The organism is Pseudomonas sp. WS 5410 (genome assembly GCF_012985645.1).
Classification (GTDB): Bacteria; Pseudomonadota; Gammaproteobacteria; order Pseudomonadales; family Pseudomonadaceae; genus Aquipseudomonas; species Aquipseudomonas shahriarae.
Genome location: NZ_JAAQWS010000004.1, coordinates 187,652 through 207,985, shown reverse-complemented (window position 1 = coordinate 207,985; position 20,334 = coordinate 187,652). Strand labels below are relative to the sequence as shown.

Annotated in this window: 17 protein-coding genes and 1 pseudogene; 8 read left to right on the top strand and 10 right to left on the bottom strand. The window is 61.6% G+C overall.

Going from position 1 to position 20,334, the window contains the following annotated elements:
* Positions 1–226: 226 nt before the first annotated feature.
* On the top strand, positions 227–1,522 hold the full coding sequence (gene gbcA, locus HBO24_RS08560) for a glycine-betaine demethylase subunit GbcA (RefSeq protein ID WP_057440265.1): 1,296 nt from the start codon (positions 227–229) through the stop codon (positions 1,520–1,522).
* Positions 1,523–2,213: 691 nt separating this feature from the next.
* Here gbcA and HBO24_RS08555 read toward each other — a convergent pair.
* The 7 genes from HBO24_RS08555 to HBO24_RS08525 all read right to left on the bottom strand — a co-directional run bounded on the left by HBO24_RS08555 (position 2,214) and on the right by HBO24_RS08525 (position 10,627).
* Positions 2,214–2,780, bottom strand: coding sequence for a GNAT family N-acetyltransferase (locus tag HBO24_RS08555; protein WP_057960837.1), 567 nt, complete (start codon positions 2,778–2,780; stop codon positions 2,214–2,216).
* A 94-nt stretch (positions 2,781–2,874) separates the two neighbouring features.
* Positions 2,875–3,645, bottom strand: a complete 771-nt coding sequence (locus tag HBO24_RS08550) for an electron transfer flavoprotein subunit beta (protein WP_170059554.1) — start codon at positions 3,643–3,645, stop codon at positions 2,875–2,877.
* A 15-nt stretch (positions 3,646–3,660) separates the two neighbouring features.
* On the bottom strand, positions 3,661–4,881 hold the full coding sequence (locus HBO24_RS08545) for an electron transfer flavoprotein subunit alpha/FixB family protein (RefSeq protein ID WP_170059553.1): 1,221 nt from the start codon (positions 4,879–4,881) through the stop codon (positions 3,661–3,663).
* Positions 4,881–6,818: a dimethylglycine demethylation protein DgcB gene (gene dgcB / locus HBO24_RS08540; protein ID WP_170059552.1), complete on the bottom strand. Its 1,938-nt coding sequence runs from the start codon at positions 6,816–6,818 to the stop codon at positions 4,881–4,883. The genes HBO24_RS08545 and dgcB overlap by 1 nt, the downstream gene beginning before the upstream one ends.
* Positions 6,819–6,973: 155 nt before the next feature.
* Entirely contained in the window at positions 6,974–9,034 is a 2,061-nt protein-coding gene (dgcA, locus tag HBO24_RS08535) for a dimethylglycine demethylation protein DgcA (protein ID WP_057960840.1), read from the bottom strand.
* A 15-nt stretch (positions 9,035–9,049) separates the two neighbouring features.
* On the bottom strand, positions 9,050–9,580 hold the full coding sequence (locus HBO24_RS08530) for a DUF5943 domain-containing protein (RefSeq protein ID WP_027606002.1): 531 nt from the start codon (positions 9,578–9,580) through the stop codon (positions 9,050–9,052).
* A 69-nt stretch (positions 9,581–9,649) separates the two neighbouring features.
* Entirely contained in the window at positions 9,650–10,627 is a 978-nt protein-coding gene (locus tag HBO24_RS08525) for a dipeptidase (RefSeq protein ID WP_032858660.1), read from the bottom strand.
* Positions 10,628–10,847: 220 nt separating this feature from the next.
* On the opposite strand from HBO24_RS08525, the gene HBO24_RS08520 reads away from it, so the two are divergent.
* Together HBO24_RS08520 and HBO24_RS08515 are read left to right on the top strand one after the other, a co-directional pair.
* Complete coding sequence (locus tag HBO24_RS08520; RefSeq protein ID WP_057440260.1) at positions 10,848–11,249, top strand: lysozyme inhibitor LprI family protein; 402 nt, start codon at positions 10,848–10,850, stop codon at positions 11,247–11,249.
* A 42-nt stretch (positions 11,250–11,291) separates the two neighbouring features.
* Positions 11,292–11,699, top strand: coding sequence for a DUF3010 family protein (locus HBO24_RS08515; protein WP_057440259.1), 408 nt, complete (start codon positions 11,292–11,294; stop codon positions 11,697–11,699).
* A 132-nt stretch (positions 11,700–11,831) separates the two neighbouring features.
* Here the strand turns inward: HBO24_RS08515 and HBO24_RS08510 are convergent, their stop codons facing one another.
* The gene (locus HBO24_RS08510) at positions 11,832–12,776 is read right to left on the bottom strand and encodes a GlxA family transcriptional regulator (protein ID WP_057440258.1); all 945 of its coding nucleotides are present in this window, start codon (positions 12,774–12,776) and stop codon (positions 11,832–11,834) included.
* 194 nt (positions 12,777–12,970) lie between these two features.
* On the opposite strand from HBO24_RS08510, the gene HBO24_RS08505 reads away from it, so the two are divergent.
* From HBO24_RS08505 to HBO24_RS08485, 5 genes and pseudogenes are all read left to right on the top strand, one after another.
* Positions 12,971–13,909 (top strand): choline ABC transporter substrate-binding protein, encoded by a 939-nt coding sequence (locus tag HBO24_RS08505; RefSeq protein ID WP_057440257.1) that lies wholly within the window; start codon positions 12,971–12,973, stop codon positions 13,907–13,909.
* A 78-nt stretch (positions 13,910–13,987) separates the two neighbouring features.
* Positions 13,988–14,875 carry a 3-keto-5-aminohexanoate cleavage protein gene (locus HBO24_RS08500; RefSeq protein ID WP_057444316.1) on the top strand — a complete coding sequence of 296 codons (888 nt, stop codon included), beginning with the start codon at positions 13,988–13,990 and terminating at the stop codon, positions 14,873–14,875.
* Between the two features lie 57 nt (positions 14,876–14,932).
* Positions 14,933–15,898, top strand: coding sequence for an L-carnitine dehydrogenase (locus tag HBO24_RS08495; protein WP_057440255.1), 966 nt, complete (start codon positions 14,933–14,935; stop codon positions 15,896–15,898).
* Between the two features lie 73 nt (positions 15,899–15,971).
* A pseudogene (locus tag HBO24_RS08490) lies at positions 15,972–16,468 on the top strand (thioesterase family protein).
* A gap of 215 nt (positions 16,469–16,683) precedes the next feature.
* Positions 16,684–16,947 carry a hypothetical protein gene (locus HBO24_RS08485; protein ID WP_057440253.1) on the top strand — a complete coding sequence of 88 codons (264 nt, stop codon included), beginning with the start codon at positions 16,684–16,686 and terminating at the stop codon, positions 16,945–16,947.
* 95 nt (positions 16,948–17,042) lie between these two features.
* On the opposite strand, the gene HBO24_RS08480 is transcribed toward HBO24_RS08485, so the two are convergent.
* Entirely contained in the window at positions 17,043–18,146 is a 1,104-nt protein-coding gene (locus tag HBO24_RS08480) for a GlxA family transcriptional regulator (protein ID WP_029300670.1), read from the bottom strand.
* Positions 18,147–18,739: 593 nt separating this feature from the next.
* A complete protein-coding gene (locus tag HBO24_RS08475) occupies positions 18,740–20,116 on the bottom strand; it encodes an L-serine ammonia-lyase (protein WP_170059551.1) in 1,377 nt (458 codons plus the stop codon).
* Positions 20,117–20,334: the final 218 nt, after the last annotated feature.

The following is a 20,334-nucleotide window of genomic DNA, read 5'->3' as shown; positions in this document are numbered from 1 at the left end:
GACCTGCCATTTACCTATCTGCGACATTCGCATACTTATCGCGACCAGCCCCCATACCACTGGGGTTGCGCGTCGGGAACAGAGTGGGCCATGTCGTTAATGGATAAGGTTGCGGGCAGCACCGGGCCCACACTCGCAGCCAACAACGACGCTTTCTTTACGCCTTGCTGCAAACCTGATCAGCCACTTATCGCGGCCACACAGAATGGCCTTGAGGACACACATAATGGACGTCACCGCAACCTTGAGCTTGGGCGATCCGCTGGAACCCGCACGCAAGGCCACCGCGCAAATGCTGCAAGAGCGCGAGCGCACTTTTTCGCTGCCCCAGCCGTTTTACTCTGACCAGCGGCTGTTCGATATCGACATGCAGGAGATCTTCCAGAAGGAATGGTTGATCGCCGGCATGACCTGCGAAATCCCGGCCAAGGGCAACTACCTGACCCTGCAGATCGGCAAGAACCCGATCATCGTGATTCGTGGCGCCGAAGGCGTGGTGCATGCCTTCCACAACGTCTGCCGCCATCGCGGCTCGCGCCTGTGCACCAGCGACAAGGGCAAGGTCGCCAAACTGGTGTGCCATTACCACCAGTGGACCTACGAACTGGACGGGCGCTTGCTGTTCGCCGGTACCGAGATGGGCGCCGACTTCGACATGAAGCAGTACGGCCTCAAACCGGTGAACGTGAAGACCGCCGGCGGCTACATATTTATCAGCCTGGCCGAGAACCCACCGGCCATTGATGACTTTTTGTCGACGCTGAACCATTACATGGAACCCTACGACATGGAAAACACCAAGGTGGCGATCCAGACCACCTTGTTCGAAAAAGCCAACTGGAAACTGGTGCTGGAAAACAACCGCGAGTGCTACCACTGCAACGCCTCCCACCCCGAGTTGCTGAAAACCCTGCTGGAATGGGACGACGTCACCGACCCACGGGCCGACCAGGCCTTCAAGGACCACGTTGCCGCTTCAGCCGCCGCCTGGGACGCCGAGAAGATCCCTTACGCCCACGCCAGCTTCGGCCTGCGTAACCGCATCGTGCGCATGCCGCTGCTCAAGGGCACCGTGTCGATGACCCTGGATGGCAAGCAGGGCTGCAAGAAACTGATGGGCCGCATCAAGAACCCCGACCTCGGCTCGATGCGCATCCTGCACCTGCCGCACTCGTGGAACCACTGCATGGGCGATCACATCATCGTCTTTACCGTGTGGCCGATCAGCGCCCAGGAAACCATGGTCACCACCAAGTGGCTGGTGCACAAGGACGCTGTGGAAGGGGTGGACTACGACGTCGAGCGCATGCGCCAAGTCTGGGACGCGACCAACGACCAGGACCGGCGCCTGGCCGAGGAGAACCAGCGCGGGATCAACTCCACCGCTTACCAGCCGGGGCCGTACTCCAAGACCTATGAGTTTGGCGTGGTGAACTTTGTGGACTGGTACAGCGAGCGCATGCTGAACAACCTGGGGGCGGCACCGGCGCCGTACCTCAAAGGTGTCGCCGCACACGAGTAACTGACGTACCAGAGATCAAAAATGTGGGAGCAAGTCTGCTCCCACATTTGGATACTCATCTGTTCATAAATTGACCATCACTGCTCCAGCCCGCTACTACCCTGCCCTCCAGCCATCGCCCAACAACTTATCCACAAACCCACCCACAGCAATTGTGGGCAACTGCCCTGTTCCCTCGAAATAAAACCAAGAAAATCCGTGACTTATTCAAAGCAGCAGGTTTTATCCAACATTGATCAGTTTTTAACCAGAAGCTCACAAGCCACGTTCTATATGGCCTGCAGAGGAACGCAAACACCTTATCCACAGAAGCGCCAACAGACTTTGGGGGCAACTTTGCCCCTTCTGTGGAAAACCGCCTGCAACCGAGCAAAATCGAGGCTTTACGCGCGTAGATCGGTTGAAATAGCGATATTGATCATTTTTCAACCAATTCACTACAAGCCTTTATCCCTATGGCTTGCAGCGGATAACGAACATCTTATCCACAGAAGCACCAACAGACTTTGGGGGCAACTCTGAACCAGGCTATTTCCTTATCCACAGAAAAAACCGAGCAAAAACCGTCGCTTAGGTTGGTTGTTTTTCGTACAGAGGGCTGCAGGGCTTGATTTCACTGGGGTGTGGACAACCGCGAACAGGTTATCCACAGGTGAACCAACAGGGATTGTGGGTAACCCCCAGTCGAGGACTACGGGTACTGCATCAAATAAGCTTTGCCGGTGACACCTAGCATCGGGTGCGGGGTTATCTGGCAACTGTCGACAATCCGAAAGCCATGGCGCTCATAGAACCTCAGGGCACCGGTATTGGCCGCATAGTCAATCAGGCTCAAGCCGATAAGCCCAAGATGCTCGGCCCGCTGTCGGGCATGGGCGAGAAATTGCACGCCCAAGCCTTGGCCGCGCCAACCTTCGTGCAGCGCCAGGCTGGAAATATAAAGGGTATCGGGGATCTCCAGGTCCGCGTAGGGAGCAAGGACTGGATCGGTAACCGGCTCTGCATCCGGATCATGGCGCATGACATAACTGTGCATCATGCCCACCACCACGCCCTCTGATTCGGCGATCAGGCAATTTTCATAAGAGAAATCCACACCCGAGCGCGCATAACGGCTGGCGCCAACGTCCAGGAGTTCCTGGCCTGGCTCTGCGAGCTGGCTCCAGATGTAAGCCGCGGCTCCTTCTGAAGAGATCAGGAACAGACGCGCTATATCGCGGGCATCGGCGGGCACTGCCGCGCGGAAGTTGACGGGCATGGGGCTGGATCCTTTGGCTGAAAATTTATTTAAGCTCACACCCAGGCACTGGCAAAGGCTGGCATCGCGGTATGTATGTGCGATTATTTCAGCCCTAGCGAACCACGCCCTCCTCAATCAACAGCTTGAGAATTGCCTCAGCGCCCGCCTCAGGGCTTATCCCCTTAAGTACCTGCCCACCTCCGCCGCTGGCCTTGGCCGTGGCGGCCTTCATGCGGTCGGCGCCGCTCTTGGCCTTGATCACCTTGAGCCGCTTGGGCCGAGGCTTGGCCGGTTGCAGCACGGCGCCTGTGAATAACTCATCGTCCACCACCGCCACGTCGTGCTCCTGCAGCACGCCACGCTGGGCCGGGCCGTAGGCGCTTTGCCGCGGCTTGGGCCCGGCGTTATCCACCGTGGCCAGAAACGGCAGGCGCACTTTCAGGCGTCGCCGCTGACCACGAGGCAACGCTTGCAGTACCTGGGCTACGCCGCTGTCGATGGACTCCACCTGAGCCAGGCCGACAATCAGCGGCCAGCCCAGTTGCTCGGCCAGCAGGAACGGCAACATCCCCGAGCCCTCGCCCGTTTCGGCCTGGCTGCCGGTAAGCACCACCTGCGCACCAGTGTCCCGCAGGTAGTCGCCGAGCACTGGCAGGGCATCGGCGCCGGCCGGTTGTTCCAGCACGTGTAACTGCGCCAGCCCCATGCCCAGGTAAGCACGCAGGGTCGGCTCGGAGATATCGCCGGCATGCAGCACTTGCAGGTTATCCCCAGCCAGTTGCAACCCCAGCTCGACGGCACGCGCATCCTGTTCGGCGCGGCGCGGCCGGCCGGAGGTCGGGTGGGCGCCTATGGATACCAGGCTGATTACATGGATGGTCATGGCCATATCCTTTGTTTAAGCCGCATCGCGCTTGGCGCCGTTACGGTGGGCCTGGACCGCAGCAATCAAGGCCCGGAGAATGTCGCCGCTGTCGCCGATCACCGACAGGTCGGCGCGCTTGATCATGTCGCAACCCGGATCGAGGTTGATCGCCACCACCTTGTCGCAGGCACCGATGCCTTGCAGGTGCTGGATCGCCCCGGAAATCCCGACCGCCACATACACCCGGGCGGTGACCCAGATACCACTGGCACCCACCTGGCGATCACGAGCCATGAAGCCATCATCCACCGCCACCCGCGACGCACCTTCGGTAGCGCCCAGGGCCGCGGCCGTCTGATGGAACAGGTCCCAGTCCTTGACCCCATTGCCACCGGAGAAAATAAACTCGGCCTCGGCCATGGGAATCGCACCGGGATCCACTGCCACCGCACCCAGATCCTCGATACGCGGCAAGCTGCGCGCCAGGGCTGTGGATAACTCCACCGGCAACACTTCATGGCGCGTTTCGCTGACTGGATCGGCACACTCCACAGCCGCGAGGATCAGCCGTGGCAGCGGGCGCGCCAGGTCTTCCTGGCCTGCGCCGGCACGGCCGATGCACTCATTACCCTTGATCTGCCACACCCGGGTGGCCGGGCGCTCCTTGAGGCTCGCGGCAAAACGCCGCCCCAGTTCACCCCCGCCACTGCGGCTGTCGGGCAGCAGCCAATGACGCGGGCGGAACTGGTTATCCACAGCCCGCAAGCCATGGACCCGCTGCTCCGGTGAATAACCCTCGAATTCGTTGCCGTCGAGCACCAGCAGGCGATCCACGCCGGCCGTGTCGAAGGCACTTTCCTTATGTTCGCCAAACACCACCGCCAGCACCGCACCGTCGCTGCCGGCCAGTTGCCGCGCCAGGCCCAGCAAGTCGCGGTCGTGGCTGCTCAGGCGGCCGCCGACCATGTCCGGCACCACGTTGATGTAAAACGCCGGGGCTGGCACCTGGTGCAGCGGCAACTGCACTTGCGCTGCGGCCGTACGTTTGGTCGCACCGCCCTGCTGGGCGCCGCTGCGGTCGATCCGCTTGATGCCGTTGGGGCCGATAAAACCGATGCCATGCACATTTTTACGGATGATGCCGTTAGGCCCCATCCAGCTGTGCTGCTCCGGTTGCATCGCCGCATGCAGCGGGTGCAAGCGGTTGCGGGCGATCCATTCGGCCCGTGGGTCGCGGCGGATAATGTCGCTCATCAGTGGACCTCCGCTGGCACACGTGTGTTCTTGGCCGGTGCAGCCTCTTCGAGCAAGGCATCCGCCACCAACTCGGCAATGTCCTTGATCAGTGGGCGGGGCTCGACCACCCCTTCGAGCATCGCCGTGCACTGTGGGCAACCCACGGCTACCAGCTCGGCGCCGCTCTCGCGGATGTCTTCCATACGCATGTCGGGGATGCGCTGCTTGCCGGGAATATCAGTGATCGGCGCGCCGCCACCGCCACCGCAGCAACGGGAACGGAAACCCGAACGTTGCATCTCCTTGACCTCAATCCCCAGTGCCCGCAGCACTTGGCGCGGGGCCTCGTACTCACCGTTATAGCGCCCCAGGTAGCACGGGTCGTGGTAGGTCACGCTGTTGCCCTTGTGCTGGCCCAGGTTCAGCAGGCCTGCGTCGATCAGCTCGGCCATGTAGGTGCTGTGGTGCTGCACCTGGTAGTTGCCGTCGAAGGCGCCGTATTCGTTTTTCAACACATGGAAGCTATGGGGATCGCAGGTCACGATGCGCTTGAAGCGGTACTTGGCCAGGGTCTGGATATTGCGCGCGGCCAGCAGTTGGAACGTCGCCTCATCGCCCAGACGCCGGGCCACGTCGCCGCTGTCGCGCTCCTCCAGGCCCAGTACGGCGAAGTCTACCTTGGCCGCTTTCAGCACTTTGACGAAGGCGCGCAAAGTGCGTTGGTTGCGCATGTCGAAGGCGCCGTCGCCGACCCAGAACAGCACGTCGGTGGTTTGCTTGTCGCCGAGCAATGGCAGGTTCAAATCCGCCGCCCAGTTCATCCGCCCACCCGGGGCGAATCCGCCGGGGTTGTCGGTGGCGATCAGGTTCTCCAGGACTTCGGCGCCCTTGTTCGGCGTGGCACCTTTTTCCAGGGTCAGGTGGCGGCGCATATCAACGATGGCGTCTACGTGCTCGATCATCATCGGGCACTCTTCGACGCAGGCGCGGCAGGTGGTACACGACCACAATGTCTCGGCGTCCACCAGGCCATTGACGATCGGTTGGTGCGGATTGCCGCCGTGTTCGCCCACGGGCTTGCCGGGATACGGGCTGCCGGCGAACTTGGCATCCGTGCCGCCGGCCAGGCCGACCACCATGTCCTGGATCAACTTTTTCGGGTTCAGCGGCTGGCCGGCGGCGAAGGCCGGGCACGCGGCTTCGCACTTGCCGCACTGCACACAGGCGTCAAAACCGAGCAGTTGGTTCCAGGTGAAATCCTTGGGTTTTTCCACGCCCAGGGGCGCGTTCTTGTCGGCCAGGTCCAGCGGCTTCAAGCCGGTGGAACGGCCACCGCCAAAGCGTTCGGCGCGGCGGTGCCAGGCCAGGTGCAGGGCGCCGGCAAAGGCGTGTTTCATTGGCCCGCCCCAGGTCATGCCGAAGAACATTTCCGACACGCCCCACAGCACGCCCACACCGAGCAGCGCGGCCAACAGCCAGCCACCGAAGTCGGCAGGCAGGAGCCCGGCCACCGGCAACGTCACCAGGAAGAAGCTCACCGAGAACGCAATCAGGCTTTTCGGCAGGCGCATCCACGGGCCTTTGGACAGCCGCGACGGCGGGTTGCGCCGGCGCAGATAGACGAAGGTGGCGCCGACAAACATCAGCACCGATGCCAGCAGCAAGGCGTAGCCGAGGATACGGTTATGCAGGCCGAAGCCGTGCACCAGGATCGCCAGCAACGCCGACAGCACAAAGCCCAGGGCCGTGGCGACGTGGGTGTTGGCGATATATTTGTCGCGGGCGACCACGTGGTGCAGGTCGACCATATAGCGCTTGGGCATGGCCAGCAGGCCACCCAGCAAGTCGACCTTGGCGGCACGGCCACGGCGCCACATATTCACCCGGCGCAGGGCGCCGAGGACGGCGAGGCCCATCGCTGCGAACAAAAGAACAGGAAGCAAGGTGTTCAACATGGTGAAGCTCCCACAGACCACACAGGTCTAATGTGGGAGCGGGCTTGCTCGCGAAGGCGGTGCATCAGCCACCGGATGTATCGACTGACACACCGCTTTCGCGAGCAAGCCCGCTCCCACATTTTTGACCGAGTCCACATTGGTTCGGTGTTGGGTCAGAAATCCTTGCACAGGCGCAGGGCGTCGTAGATCGCAGCGTGGGTATTGCGCTGGGCCACACAGTCGCCGATGCGGAACAGCAAGTAGCCCTCCCCCGGCTCGCTCAGGCACGGTTGCGGCTTGATCGCGAACAGCGCCTCAACGTCCATCTGCCCCTTGTTGCGCGCCCCTTGCTTGAGGGCGTAGTAGATTTCTTCGTCCGGACGCACGCCGTTCTCCACCACCACCTGGTCCACCACCCGCTCTTCCTTGGCGCCGGTGTATTCGTTCTCCAGCACGGCGATGAGTTTGTCGCCCTCGCGGTAGACCTTCTCCAGCATCATGTCGCCGGTCATGATCACTTCCTTGGGGTACATGCTGCGGTAGTAGGTCGGGAATGACGTACCGCCGATGGCCACACCAGGCTTGATATCGTCAGTGACGATCTCGACCTGGCAGCCCTTGTCGGCCAAAAAGTCCGCCACCGACATGCCGGTGAATTCGCAGATGGTGTCGTACACCAGCACGTTCTTGCCCGGCGCCACCTTGCCGTCGAGCACGTCCCAACTGCTGACCACCAGGCCTTCTGCCGCGCCCCAGTGTTCGTTCTGCTCGAGGAACGGGTGCCCGCCCACGGCCAGCACCACCACATCGGGACGCAGGTCGAGGATGGTCGCGGCATCGGCAGCCACGCCCAGGCGCAGGTCGACGTTCAGCCGCGCCAGTTCCAGCTGGAACCAGCGGGTGATACCGGCGATCTGGTCGCGCTGCGGCGCCTTGGACGCCGTGGTGATCTGCCCGCCGATAAAGTCTTTTTTCTCCAACAGGGTCACGTCGTGGCCACGCTCGGCAGCGACCCGCGCCGCTTCCATCCCGGCCGGGCCGGCACCGACCACCACCACTTTGCGCTTGGGCCCGGTGGATTTCTCGATGATGTGCGGCACGCCCATGTATTCACGGGAGGTCGCGGCATTCTGGATGCACAGCACGTCCAGGCCCTGGTACTGGCGGTCGATGCAATAGTTGGCGCCGACACACTGCTTGATCTGGTCGATCTGGCCCATCTTGATCTTGGCGATCAGGTGCGGGTCGGCCATGTGCGCACGGGTCATGCCGACCATGTCCACATAGCCGCCTTCGAGGATGCGCGTGGCCTGGTTCGGGTCCTTGATGTTCTGCGCGTGCAGCACCGGGACCTTGACCACTTCCTTGATCCCGGCGGCCAGGTGCAGGAACGGCTCCGGTGGGAAACTCATATTGGGGATCACGTTGGCCAGGGTGTTGTGCGTGTCGCACCCCGAGCCGACCACGCCGATAAAGTCGAGCATGCCGGTGTCGTCGTAATACTTGGCGATCTGCTTCATGTCCTCGTGGGACAGGCCGTCCGGGTGGAACTCGTCACCGCACAGACGGATGCCGACGCAAAAATCCGGGCCGACTTCTGCACGCACGGCCTTGAGCACTTCCAGGCCGAATTTCATCCGCCCCTCGAAGCTGCCGCCCCATTCATCGGTACGCTTGTTGACTCGCGGGCTCCAGAACTGGTCGATCATGTGCTGGTGCACCGCCGACAGTTCCACGCCATCCAGGCCACCGGCCTTGGCCCGAGCTGCGGCGCTGGCGTAGTTGCCGATCACCCGCCAGATTTCTTCCGGTTCGATGGTCTTGCAGGTGGCACGGTGTACCGGCTCACGCACACCGGAGGGCGACATCAGGGTTGGCCAGTTAAAGCCGTCCCAACGCGAGCGACGGCCCATGTGGGTAATCTGGATCATGATCTTGGCGCCATGCTTGTGCATCGCGTCAGCCAGGTTCTGGAAGTGCGGGATGATGCGGTCGGTGGACAGGTTCACCGAACTCCACCACTCCTGCGGGCTGTCGATCGCCACCACCGAGGAGCCGCCACAGATCGCCAGGCCAATACCGCCCTTGGCTTTCTCTTCGTAATACTTCACATAACGCTCGGTGGTCATCCCGCCGTCGGTGGCATACACCTCGGCGTGGGCGGTACTGAGCACGCGGTTGCGGATGGTCAGTTTGCCGATCTGGATCGGCGCAAACATTGCTTCGAAAGCCATGGCACGGTCCTCGGCTTACAACGGCTTGACGGTGAACAAGCCGTCATCGTGGCCCTCTTCGGAGCCTCCGTAGACTTGTTCGGCGACAGTGCGGATCTGGCTGCCGCGCGCTTGCAGAATCTGGTCCATGGCGCCGGCAAACCAGCCGGTGAACATGTAGTCCACTTTGCGCCCGACCTTGCCGTACACATACACAAAGGCCGAGTGTTCGAGCTTGACGCTGGCGGTGCCTTTGTCGAGGTCGATGTCCTGGATCTTGAACAGGCCCCAGCCGCGCTGCGACAGGCGCTTCATGTAGTGTTCGAACACCGCGACGCCTTCCAGGCCGTGGCATTCGGCTTCTTTTTCACACCAGTGCCAGGCCGATTTGTAGCCGGCCTTGTAAAGGATTTCGGCGTAGGCTTCAGCGCCCAGCACTTCCTCGATGCCCATATGGTTGTTGACGAAGAAATGGCGCGGCACGTACAGCATCGGCAGGGCGTCGGAGGTCCAGACACCGGTTTCGCTGTCGACTTCGATAGGCAATTGCGGGGCGATCTTGGCCATGGAAACTTAACTCCAGAAAATTCTTGGTAATGCCCCGGCGCGAATGGCCGGGGGAGAAAAAACGATGGCTTATTCGCCCCAGACGTCTTTCAACACGTTGACCCAGTTTTCACCCATGATCTTGCGCACCACGCGTTCGCTATGGCCGCGCTTGAGCAGGGTCTCGGTCAGGTTGGGGAACTCGCCCACGGTACGAATGCCCAGCGGGTTGATGATTTTGCCGAAGCTGGTCAGGCGGCGGGCGTAGCCCTTGTCATGGGTCAGCATTTCGAAGAAATCCTGGCCATGGCCCTGGGTAAAGTCGGTACCGATGCCGATGGCGTCTTCGCCAACGATATTCATGGTGTACTCGATGGCTTCGGCGTAGTCGTCGATGGTCGAGTCAATGCCCTTGGCCAGGAACGGCGCAAACATGGTCACGCCGACAAAACCACCGTGGTCGGCAATGAATTTGAGTTCTGCATCGGATTTGTTGCGCGGGTGCTCTTTGAGCCCGGACGGCAGGCAGTGGGAGTAGCACACCGGTTTTTTCGATTCGAGGATGACCTCTTCGGATGTCTTGGAGCCGACGTGGGACAGGTCGCACATGATGCCGACACGGTTCATCTCGCCGACGATTTCACGCCCGAAGCCCGAGAGGCCGCCGTCGCGCTCGTAGCAGCCGGTACCCACCAGGTTCTGGGTGTTGTAGCACATCTGCACCACGCCGACGCCGAGCTGCTTGAAGATCTCGACATAGCCGAGCTGGTCTTCAAAAGCATGGGCATTCTGGAAGCCGAAGATGATGCCGGTCTTGCCCTGCTCCTTGGCGCGGCGGATATCGGCGGTGGTCTTCACCGGGATCACCAGGTCGCTGTTCTCGCGGATCAGGGTCTGGCTGGCCACGATGTTATTGATCGTGGCCTGGAAGCCTTCCCACACCGACACCGTGCAGTTGGCGGCGGTCAGGCCACCCTTGCGCATGTCCTCGAACAGGTCGCGGTTCCACTTGGCAATGATCAGCCCGTCGATAACGATGCTGTCGGCGTGCAGTTCGGCTGGGCTCATCAGGCGTCCCCTTATTGGTGATTCATGCGCCGAATCGTCTGCCGGCGCTTTGGGGCCAGCATATGCCCAGGGGCTGACGGAGCCGGGTGCAAAAACGACAGGGGAATTGCCGAAAGCGTCAATCCACGACAAAGGGTGCACGGACGTGTCTGTCCTGCATCTGTTCTTTGGCCTACGCTTGAGCCAGAATTCGACCCATCCCCTGACATGAGAAGGCGCAATGAAACCGATTTTCCTGGCTTTGGTACTCCTCGCCACCGGCGTCCACGCGGCTGAAGACACTGACAGCACGCCGTGTGATGGCATCGAAAACGACAAACAGACCCTGGAATGCGCCTCCTACAACAAAACCACCGCCGAACAGCTGCTCAAGGATAACTACCAGAGCTTGCTGGAACGCATGGGCACTACCTACGCCAGCAACAAGGCACAGTTGGCAGACATCACCGCTCGTCTGAAGGATGCCCAGCAGAAGTGGGAAAAGTTACGGGATGCTGATTGCGCGGTGGATACCTTCCCGGCGGTGACCGGCACCCAGGCCTATGCCATTGCGCAGAATGACTGCCTGGCGCGGATGAGTGATGAGCGGTCGGAGTTTTTGGAGTCGATTGCCCAGGAATAAGCGACAATCGCGCCCATCCTTTTCTCTGAAACAAGGCTATCCATGACTCTCTGCGGCATCGAAATCAAAGGCAGCGAAGCCATTATCGCCGTTGCCGCCCAGGACCTGACCCACGTCGCCCTGGCCACCAAGAAAATCGCCCTCGAGGACGATGACGAGGCCGCCAACGTCAAAGCCTTTGCCCACCAGGTGGCCGCGTTTGTGCGCGACAACGGCATCACCCGTATCGCGATCAAGAAACGCAGCAAGAAAGGCGAATTCGCCGGCGGCCCGACCACGTTCAAGATTGAAGGGGTATTGCAGTTGCTGGACGGCGTTGAAGTGACGCTGCTGTCGCCGCAGACCATCAATGCGCAGAACAAGAAGCATGACTTTGCATTGCCGGCGACGCTGAACAAGTATCAGCATGAGGCGTTTAAAACCGCGTGCTCGGCCTTGGTAAAAAAATAAGCCCCACCACACATCCCATGAGGGAGCTGGCTTGCCTGCGATAGCGGTGGGTCAGCAACTTATCTGCCAACTGATACACCGCGATCGCAGGCAAGCCAGCTCCCTCATGGGGTCGGCATATGCCCAGTAGACTTACACCACCTCCCGCCGCCGATCCTCCCGAGGGCACTTGGCAAACCGCGCCCGGTAGCTGCGGGTGAAATACGACGGCGACTCAAACCCGCAGGCAATGCTCACTTCCAGCACGCTCATGCCGCTCTGGCGCAATAACTGCCGGGCTTTTTCCAGGCGCAGGCCAAGGTAGAAGTTGCTCGGGGTGTCGTTCAGGTGCAGGCGGAACAGGCGCTCCAGCTGTCGCCGCGTAACCTTGATCATCTGCGCCAGCATCAGGGTGCTCAGGGGCGGCTCGGTATGTAGCTCCATCTCGCCAATCACCTGCACCAGCTTCTGGTTGTTGATGCCGTAGCGCGTGGCGATCTGCATGCGCTGGTGGTCTTTGCGCGGGCGGATGCGGCCCAGCACGAACTGCTCGGAAACCTGGATCGCCAGCTCCGGGCCGTGGGCCTGGCTGATCAGGTCGAGCATCAGGTCGATGGACGCGGTGCCGCCGGCACAGGTGATACGCCGGCGGTCGATCTCGAACAGTTCCTGAGTCACCGTCAGCGCCGGATAGGACTCTTTGAAGGCGTCGATGGCCTCCCAGTGCAGGGTCAGGCGGTAGCCGTCGAGCAGGCCGGCCTGGGCCAGGACGAAGCTGCCGGTGTCGATGGCGCCCAGGGTCACGCCGTCGTGGTCGAGACGGCGCAGCCAGTGCTCCAGGGCCGGAGTGGCGAATTCCAGCGGTTCGAAGCCGGCCACAACCAGTAGGGTCGCGCCTTTTTTCAGGGGCTCCAGCCCGGCGTCTGCATTGACCGACATGCCATTGCTCGCTAACACCGCGCCGCCGTCCGCGCTCAATACGTGCCAGCGATACAGTTCACCGCGAAAGCGGTTGGCCACGCGCAGCGGTTCGATGGCGGAGATAAAGCCGATGGCGGAGAACCCCGGCATCAGCAGGAAGTAGAAATCCTGGGACATGGTGCGCACTCGTGGGACGGGTAGCGTGGTCACTGTGATACGCCAGTTCCATCGCCCATTCAAGGGCACAAGGTCGCTGCAGTGCAAAAGTGGGTCGCCGCCGTGCGTTTTACCGGGCAGCAAGCTGGGTAACTTGGCTGCACGGTGCACAAAGACGCCGGAACCCACAATAACGACCTGCCGAGGGATCCATCATGAACCGACTGATCAGCCGCTGCGTGCTTGCACTCGGCGCCGTGTTGAGCACCAGCGCCTGGGCCGCCGATGCCGCCTCCTGTAAAAACGTGCGCATGGGCGTGGTGAACTGGACCGACGTGATCGCCACCAGCGCCATGACCCAGGTGCTGCTCGACGGCCTCGGCTACAGCACCAAGCAAACCAGCGCATCCCAGCAAATCATCTTCTCCGGCATTCGCGACCAGCGCCTGGACCTGTTCCTCGGTTACTGGAACCCGCTGATGACCCAGACCATCACACCTTTCGTCGACGCCGGGCAGGTCAAAGTCCTCGACGCGCCCAGCCTCAAGGACGCCCGCGCGACCCTCGCGGTGCCGACCTATCTGGCAGACAAGGGCCTGAAAACCTTCGCCGACATTGCCAAGTTCCAGAAAGAGCTGGGCGGCAAGATCTACGGCATCGAGCCCGGCTCGGGGGCCAATACCCAGATCAAGGCGATGATCGCCAAGAACCAGTTCGGCCTGGGCAAATTCCAACTGGTGGAGTCCAGCGAGGCCGGCATGCTCGCCGCCGTGGACCGCGCCGTGCGTCGCAAGGAAGCGGTGGTGTTTTTCGGCTGGGCGCCGCACCCGATGAACGTCAATGTGCAGATGACCTATCTGTCCGGCAGCGAGGACGCTTTGGGGCCCAACGAAGGTATGGCCACGGTCTGGACCGTCACCACCCCGACCTACGCCGAGCAATGCCCGAATGTGCACAAGCTGCTGACCAACCTGACCTTCACCGCCGCCGACGAGAGCCGGATGATGCAGCCGCTGCTGGAGCACAAGGATGCGTTCGAGTCCGCCAGGCAGTGGCTCAAGGACCACCCCCAGGACCAGCAGCGCTGGCTGGAAGGTGTGACCACCTTCGATGGCAAGCCGGCTGCGCAAAACCTGCAACTGAGCAGCAAATAACCTCTTTCAAATCACCGCTTCGCAGCTGATACCGGCTGCGAACGGCATCACTACGCCCGCCTGTAAGGAACCTGCCCCATGAACCACGACGTCATCATCACCTGCGCACTCACCGGTGCTGGCGACACGACCGCCAGAAGCCCCCACGTGCCGGTCACCCCCAAGCAAATCGCTGCAGCAGCAGTAGAAGCGGCCAAAGCCGGCGCCACCGTGGTGCATTGCCATGTGCGCGACCCGCACACCGGCAAATTCAGCCGCGACGTAGCGCTGTACCGCGAACTGATGGAGCGCATCCGCGAGGCGGACATCGACATCATCGTCAACCTCACCGCCGGCATGGGCGGCGACCTGGAAATCGGCGGCGGCGAGCACCCCATGGAGTTCGGCCCCAACACCGACCTGGTCGGCCCATTGACCCGCCTGGCCCACGTCGAAGCACTGCTGCCGGAAATCTGCACCCTGGACTGCGGCACTCTGAACTTCGGCGATGGTGACACCATTTATGTGTCCACCCCGGCCCAGTTGCGTGCGGGTGCCAAGCGCATCCAGGAACTGGGAGTGAAGGCCGAACTGGAGATTTTCGATACCGGCCACCTGTGGTTCGCCAAGCAGATGATCAAGGAAGGCTTGCTCGATGACCCGCTGTTCCAACTGTGCCTGGGCATCCCGTGGGGCGCGCCGGCCGACACCACCACCATGAAAGCCATGGTCGACAACCTGCCTGCCGACGCGGTGTGGGCCGGCTTTGGCATCGGCCGCATGCAAATGCCGATGGCGGCGCAGGCGGTGCTGCTGGGCGGCAATGTGCGGGTCGGCCTGGAAGACAATTTGTGGCTGGACAAGGGCGTACTGGCGACCAATGGGCAACTGGTGGAGCGGGCCGGGGAGATCCTCAGCCGCCTGGGCGCGCGAGTGCTGACCCCGGCTGAAGGCCGAACCAGGATGGGCCTGACCAAACGCAGCTAATCCCCCTGCCGCAACCGGCTCCCACAATGAACCTCTTTAACACTGGAAATTACCAAAATGAGCTTTATCACCGAAATCAAAACCTTCGCCGCCCTGGGCAGCGGTGTAATCGGCAGCGGCTGGGTGTCCCGCGCCCTCGCCCACGGCCTGGATGTGGTGGCCTGGGACCCGGCGCCCGGCGCCGAAGCCGCCCTGCGCAAGCGCGTCGCCAATGCCTGGGGCGCCCTGGAACAACAGGGCCTGGCGCCGGGCGCCTCCCAGGAGCGTCTGCGTTTTGTCGCGACCATCGAAGAATGCGTGCAAGACGCCGATTTCATCCAGGAAAGCGCCCCCGAACGCCTGGAACTGAAACTGGAACTGCACAGCAAAATCAGCGCGGCGGCCAAACCCGATGCCTTGATCGGCTCCAGCACTTCGGGGCTATTGCCCAGTGAGTTTTATGAAGGCGCCACGCACCCGGAACGCTGCGTGGTCGGCCACCCGTTCAACCCGGTGTACCTGCTGCCGCTGGTAGAAGTGGTCGGTGGCAAACACACCGCGCCCGAAGCAATCCAGGCCGCGATCAAGGTCTACCAATCTCTCGGTATGCGCCCGCTGCATGTGCGCAAGGAAGTCCCGGGGTTTATCGCCGACCGCTTGCTGGAAGCGCTGTGGCGTGAGGCGTTGCACCTGGTCAACGATGGGGTGGCGACCACCGGCGAGATCGACGATGCGATCCGCTTTGGCGCCGGCTTGCGCTGGTCGTTCATGGGCACATTCCTGACCTACACCCTGGCCGGCGGCGATGCCGGGATGCGGCATTTCATGGCGCAGTTCGGGCCGGCGCTGCAGTTGCCGTGGACGTACCTGCCGGCGCCGGAACTGACCGACAAACTGATTGATGATGTGGTTGATGGCACCCGTGAGCAGTTGGGCAGCCATAGCATTTCGGCGCTGGAACGCTATCGTGATGATTGCCTGCTGGCGGTGCTGGAGGCGGTGAAGACCACCAAGCAAAAACACGGCATGAGCTTCGCCGAATAACGGCGGTTGCTATCTGTGGGAGCAGGCAAGCCAGTTCCTGCAGTTGACCGAGTACAGATCTGGAATTGACGACATGCCCGCACTGACGACCTACACCACCAACATCCTCCCTGACTGGGTCGATTACAACGGCCACCTGCGCGATGCGTTTTACCTGCTGATCTTCAGCTACGCCACCGATGCATTGATGGACACCCTGGGCCTGGACAGCGACCACCGCGAAGCCAGCGGCCACTCGCTGTTCACCCTGGAACTGCACCTCAATTACCTGCACGAAGTGAAACTCGGCGCCGAGGTCGAGGTGCATACCCAGTTGATCGCCCATGACAACAAGCGCCTGCATCTGTATCACAGCCTGCACCTGGTGGGCGAAGAGCGGGAGCTGGCGGGCAATGAGCAGATGCTGTTGCATGTCGACCTGGCGGGGCCACGCTCGGCCCCCTTCAGTGAGGGGGTTGCACAGCGGTTGACGGCCATCAGCACCGAGCAATCAGACCTGCCCCGGCCGGCCCTGCTCGGTCGCGTCATCGGCCTGCCCGGCAAATAAAAAAAGCCCCGATCAAGCCGTGACAGGATCGGGGCAGAGTGCTTTGTGCGAGCGTGCGGGCCGAGGGTGACCAAACCTTCATTCTGCTTGCTTGAAAACCAGTGTGCCCGCAACCACCCTCGGCAACTGGCCCGAAAACGACCTGCTCATAGTCGTTCCAGCCATCGCGTCATTCAGCCCTTGCCGACCCGCTGGCGGCCCACCAGAATCAAAGGCTCCCCTAACCAGGATGAACATCATGATGCACGCGGATTTGATTGATCAGGATGACCTGCTGAGCCAACTGCGCTCCCTGGGTTTCGAGGTGTCCAGCGGCGCCACCGCCGAGCAGGCCTGTGAATGCGCGGTACGCGGTTTGAGTGAGGCGCGGGCCAAGGCACTCAAGGGTATGGTCGAGCAGATGTACACCAGCAGCGCGACGATTCTGCCGGCGGTGCGCCAGGCGATTGATAAGCAGTTGTTGCCGGCCCTGATGCAGTTCAAACAGAATTCTGGGGCCTGATACACCGCTATCGCCGGCAAGCCAGCTCCCACATTTGAAGGTATTCACAGATCAAAATGTGGGCGCTGGCTTGCCGGCGATGCAGACGCCTCGGACTACAGCCTTACACTGGCAAACGTCGACTCATTGCGCGCCTGGCTCAACGCCGACATCGGCCCGGCCAGCGGTGACAACACCAGCGCCTGCGGAATCGGCATCATCGCCACTTGCTGGGTGGTGTTGGAACCTACGCGCTCATCCCGTGGCGGAATGCCGAAGTATTCGCGGTAGCACTTGGAGAAGTGCGGCGTGGACACAAACCCGCACACCGAGGCCACTTCGATGATCGACATCGGCGTTTGCTTGAGCAACTGCCGGGCGCGGATCAGGCGCAGCTTGAGGTAGTAGCGCGACGGCGAGCAGTGCAGGTATTTCTGGAACAGCCGCTCCAGCTGACGCCGCGAGACGGCGACATAGACGGCCAATTCATCGAGGTCGATCGGCTCTTCCAGGTTGGCTTCCATCAGCGCGACGATTTCCTGCAGCTTCGGCTGATTGGTGCCGAGCATGTGCTTGAGCGGCACTCGCTGGTGGTCCTGCTCATTGCGGATACGTTCGTACACGAACATCTCGGAAATCGCCGCCGACAGTTCACGGCCATGGTCGCGGCTGATCAGGTGCAACATCATGTCCAGCGGCGCGGTACCACCGGAACTGGTGAAGCGATTGCGGTCGAGGGTGAACAGGCGCGTACTCATCGACACCCGTGGGAAGGCTTCCTGCATCGACGCCAGGCATTCCCAGTGCACGCTGCAATCAAACCCGTCGAGCAAGCCGGCGCAGGCCAGGGCCCAACTGCCGGTGCACACCGCGCCGAGGCGGCGGGACTGGCGCGCCTGGCTTTGCAGCCACGACACGTGTTCGCGAGTCACGGTGCGCTGGATACCCACGCCGCCGCAGACAATCACGGTGTCCAGGGCCGGGGCTTTGTGCATGGAGCAATCGGGGGTGATTTGCAGGCCATCGCTGGCCCATACCTGGTTGCCGTCGACGCTCAAGGTAGTCCAGCGATACAGCTCGCGGCCGGACAATTGGTTGGCCATGCGCAGTGGTTCCACTGCGGACGCCAGGGAAATCAGCGTGAAATTGTCCAGCAGCAAAAAGCCGATGGATTGAGGCGCACGGTTCTGGGGTTGGGCCCCGGAGTTGAACGACGTCATCGCGGTATCTCCTCACACAAAGCAGGTAATGGCCTCAGGCGAGGCTCTTGTTATTGCGCTCGTCATCCGTCAGGAGAGAGGCTTTGAATTGATAGAGCAAATGCCATGCCTAAAGTTGAATAGGTATTCAATAACTCCTGAAAACGACCTGTTGAGGTGTCTATATAAGCCCGCGCGCGGCGTGAGGATATGACTCGGAAAAAGCCTACGCTCAGGGTCTGTGAGCAGATCGGTAGCACTTGTGGGAAGGCGCTTTCAGGGCATAGGAAAAGTGTGTCACCACACGCACAGGTGACGGGTGGTCGGGAGGGAAATCGTTTGGGGGCTACTTATCTGTTTGCGACGCGCTAAAAGGTGGCGTGTTGGGGGCTGAGTGTTCACTTTATGAGCAGTGGGGTTCGACACACCACCATCGCGGGCAAGCCCCAATGCCAGTCAGTTAAACGCAGATCCCCTGTGGGAGCGGGCTTGCTCGCGAAAGCTGTGGGTCAGTCAACATCAATGTTTGCTGGGCCGACGTCTTCGCGGCGATGCGGCGATCCGACAAGCCCGCTCCCACATTTGATCTTCACTGCTTTGAGCATTGCGTTCGCTTAACACTCGACAGCACTCACCGCCAACCCACCCCGCGAGGTCTCCTTGTACTTGTCATGCATATCCGCGCCGGTATCGCGCATGGTGCGGATCACCCGGTCCAGGGAAATAAAGTGCTGGCCGTCGCCCCGCAGGGCCATCTGCGCGGCATTGATCGCCTTGACCGCGGCAATCGCATTGCGCTCGATACACGGCACTTGCACCAGGCCGCCCACCGGGTCGCAGGTCAGGCCAAGGTTGTGTTCCAGGCCGATTTCGGCGGCGTTGCACACCTGCTCCGGCGAGGCGCCAAGAATCTCTGCCAGCCCCGCCGCCGCCATGGCGCAGGCCGAACCGACTTCACCCTGGCAACCCACTTCGGCGCCGGAGATCGACGCATTCTTCTTGCACAGGATGCCGATGGCCGCCGCACCGAGGAAGTAGTCCACCACATTGGCCTCGGTGACTTCTTCGCTGAACTTCATAAAGTAGTGCAGCACCGCCGGGATGATCCCCGCCGCGCCATTGGTGGGTGCGGTGACCATGCGCCCACCGGCGGCGTTTTCTTCGTTGACGGCCAGGGCGAACAGGTTGACCCACTCCATGGCGCTCAAGGTCGAGCCGATCACATTCGGCTTGCCCAGCTCCTGCAAACTGCGGTGCAACTTGGCGGCGCGGCGGCGCACATTCAGGCCGCCGGGCAGGATGCCCTCATGCTTGAGGCCCTGCTCGACACAGTCCTGCATGGCACGCCAGAGTTTCATCAGGCCGCTGCGGATTTCCTCCTCGGAGCGCCAGACCTTTTCATTGGCCAGCATCAGGTCGGCAACCCGCAGGTTGTGGGTGTTGCACAACTGCAACAACTCCACCGCACTGGAAAAATCATAGGGCAGCTCGGTGCGGTCCATATCCGCCACGCCGCTGCGCGCCTGGGCCTCATCCACCACAAAACCGCCCCCCACCGAATAGTAGGTATCGCGATGCAACTCGGTCTGGGCGCCGTAGACCACCAGGGTCATGGCATTGGGATGGAACGGCAGGTTTTCGTCGATCAGGCGCATGTCCCGCGACCACACAAAGGACACCGGCACACGGTTGTCCAGCAGCAGCGTCTGCGTCTCACGCAGGGTCTCGATACGCGGGCCGATCTGCGACGGATCAATCGCATCCGGCCACTCGCCCATCAGCCCCATGATCACTGCATTGTCGCTGCCATGCCCGATGCCGGTGGCCGACAACGAGCCATACAGCTGAACTTCGACGCGCTGCACCTGTTCCAAAAGAGCACGTTCACGCAAGTCCTGGACGAACAACGCCGCGGCCCGCATGGGACCGACGGTGTGGGAACTGGACGGCCCGATGCCAATCTTGAACAGGTCGAAAACGCTGATAGCCATTGCGCGAAACTCCTCGATAGCACAGGCCAGGCGCAGTAACGCCTGGTGGCGGAGCTGCTACGCTCAAGTCGCCCAGATGGCGGCATCATCAAGCTTTCGTTGCGCCGTCCGGCGTCTGACACCGACATACCCATGCTCACCAGCGTCGTCCCCTCGCAATGGGGCGTAATCGCCGTTTTTTGCGGCGCAGATCGAGAAAAAGTGCAGTTTTGCCTGTG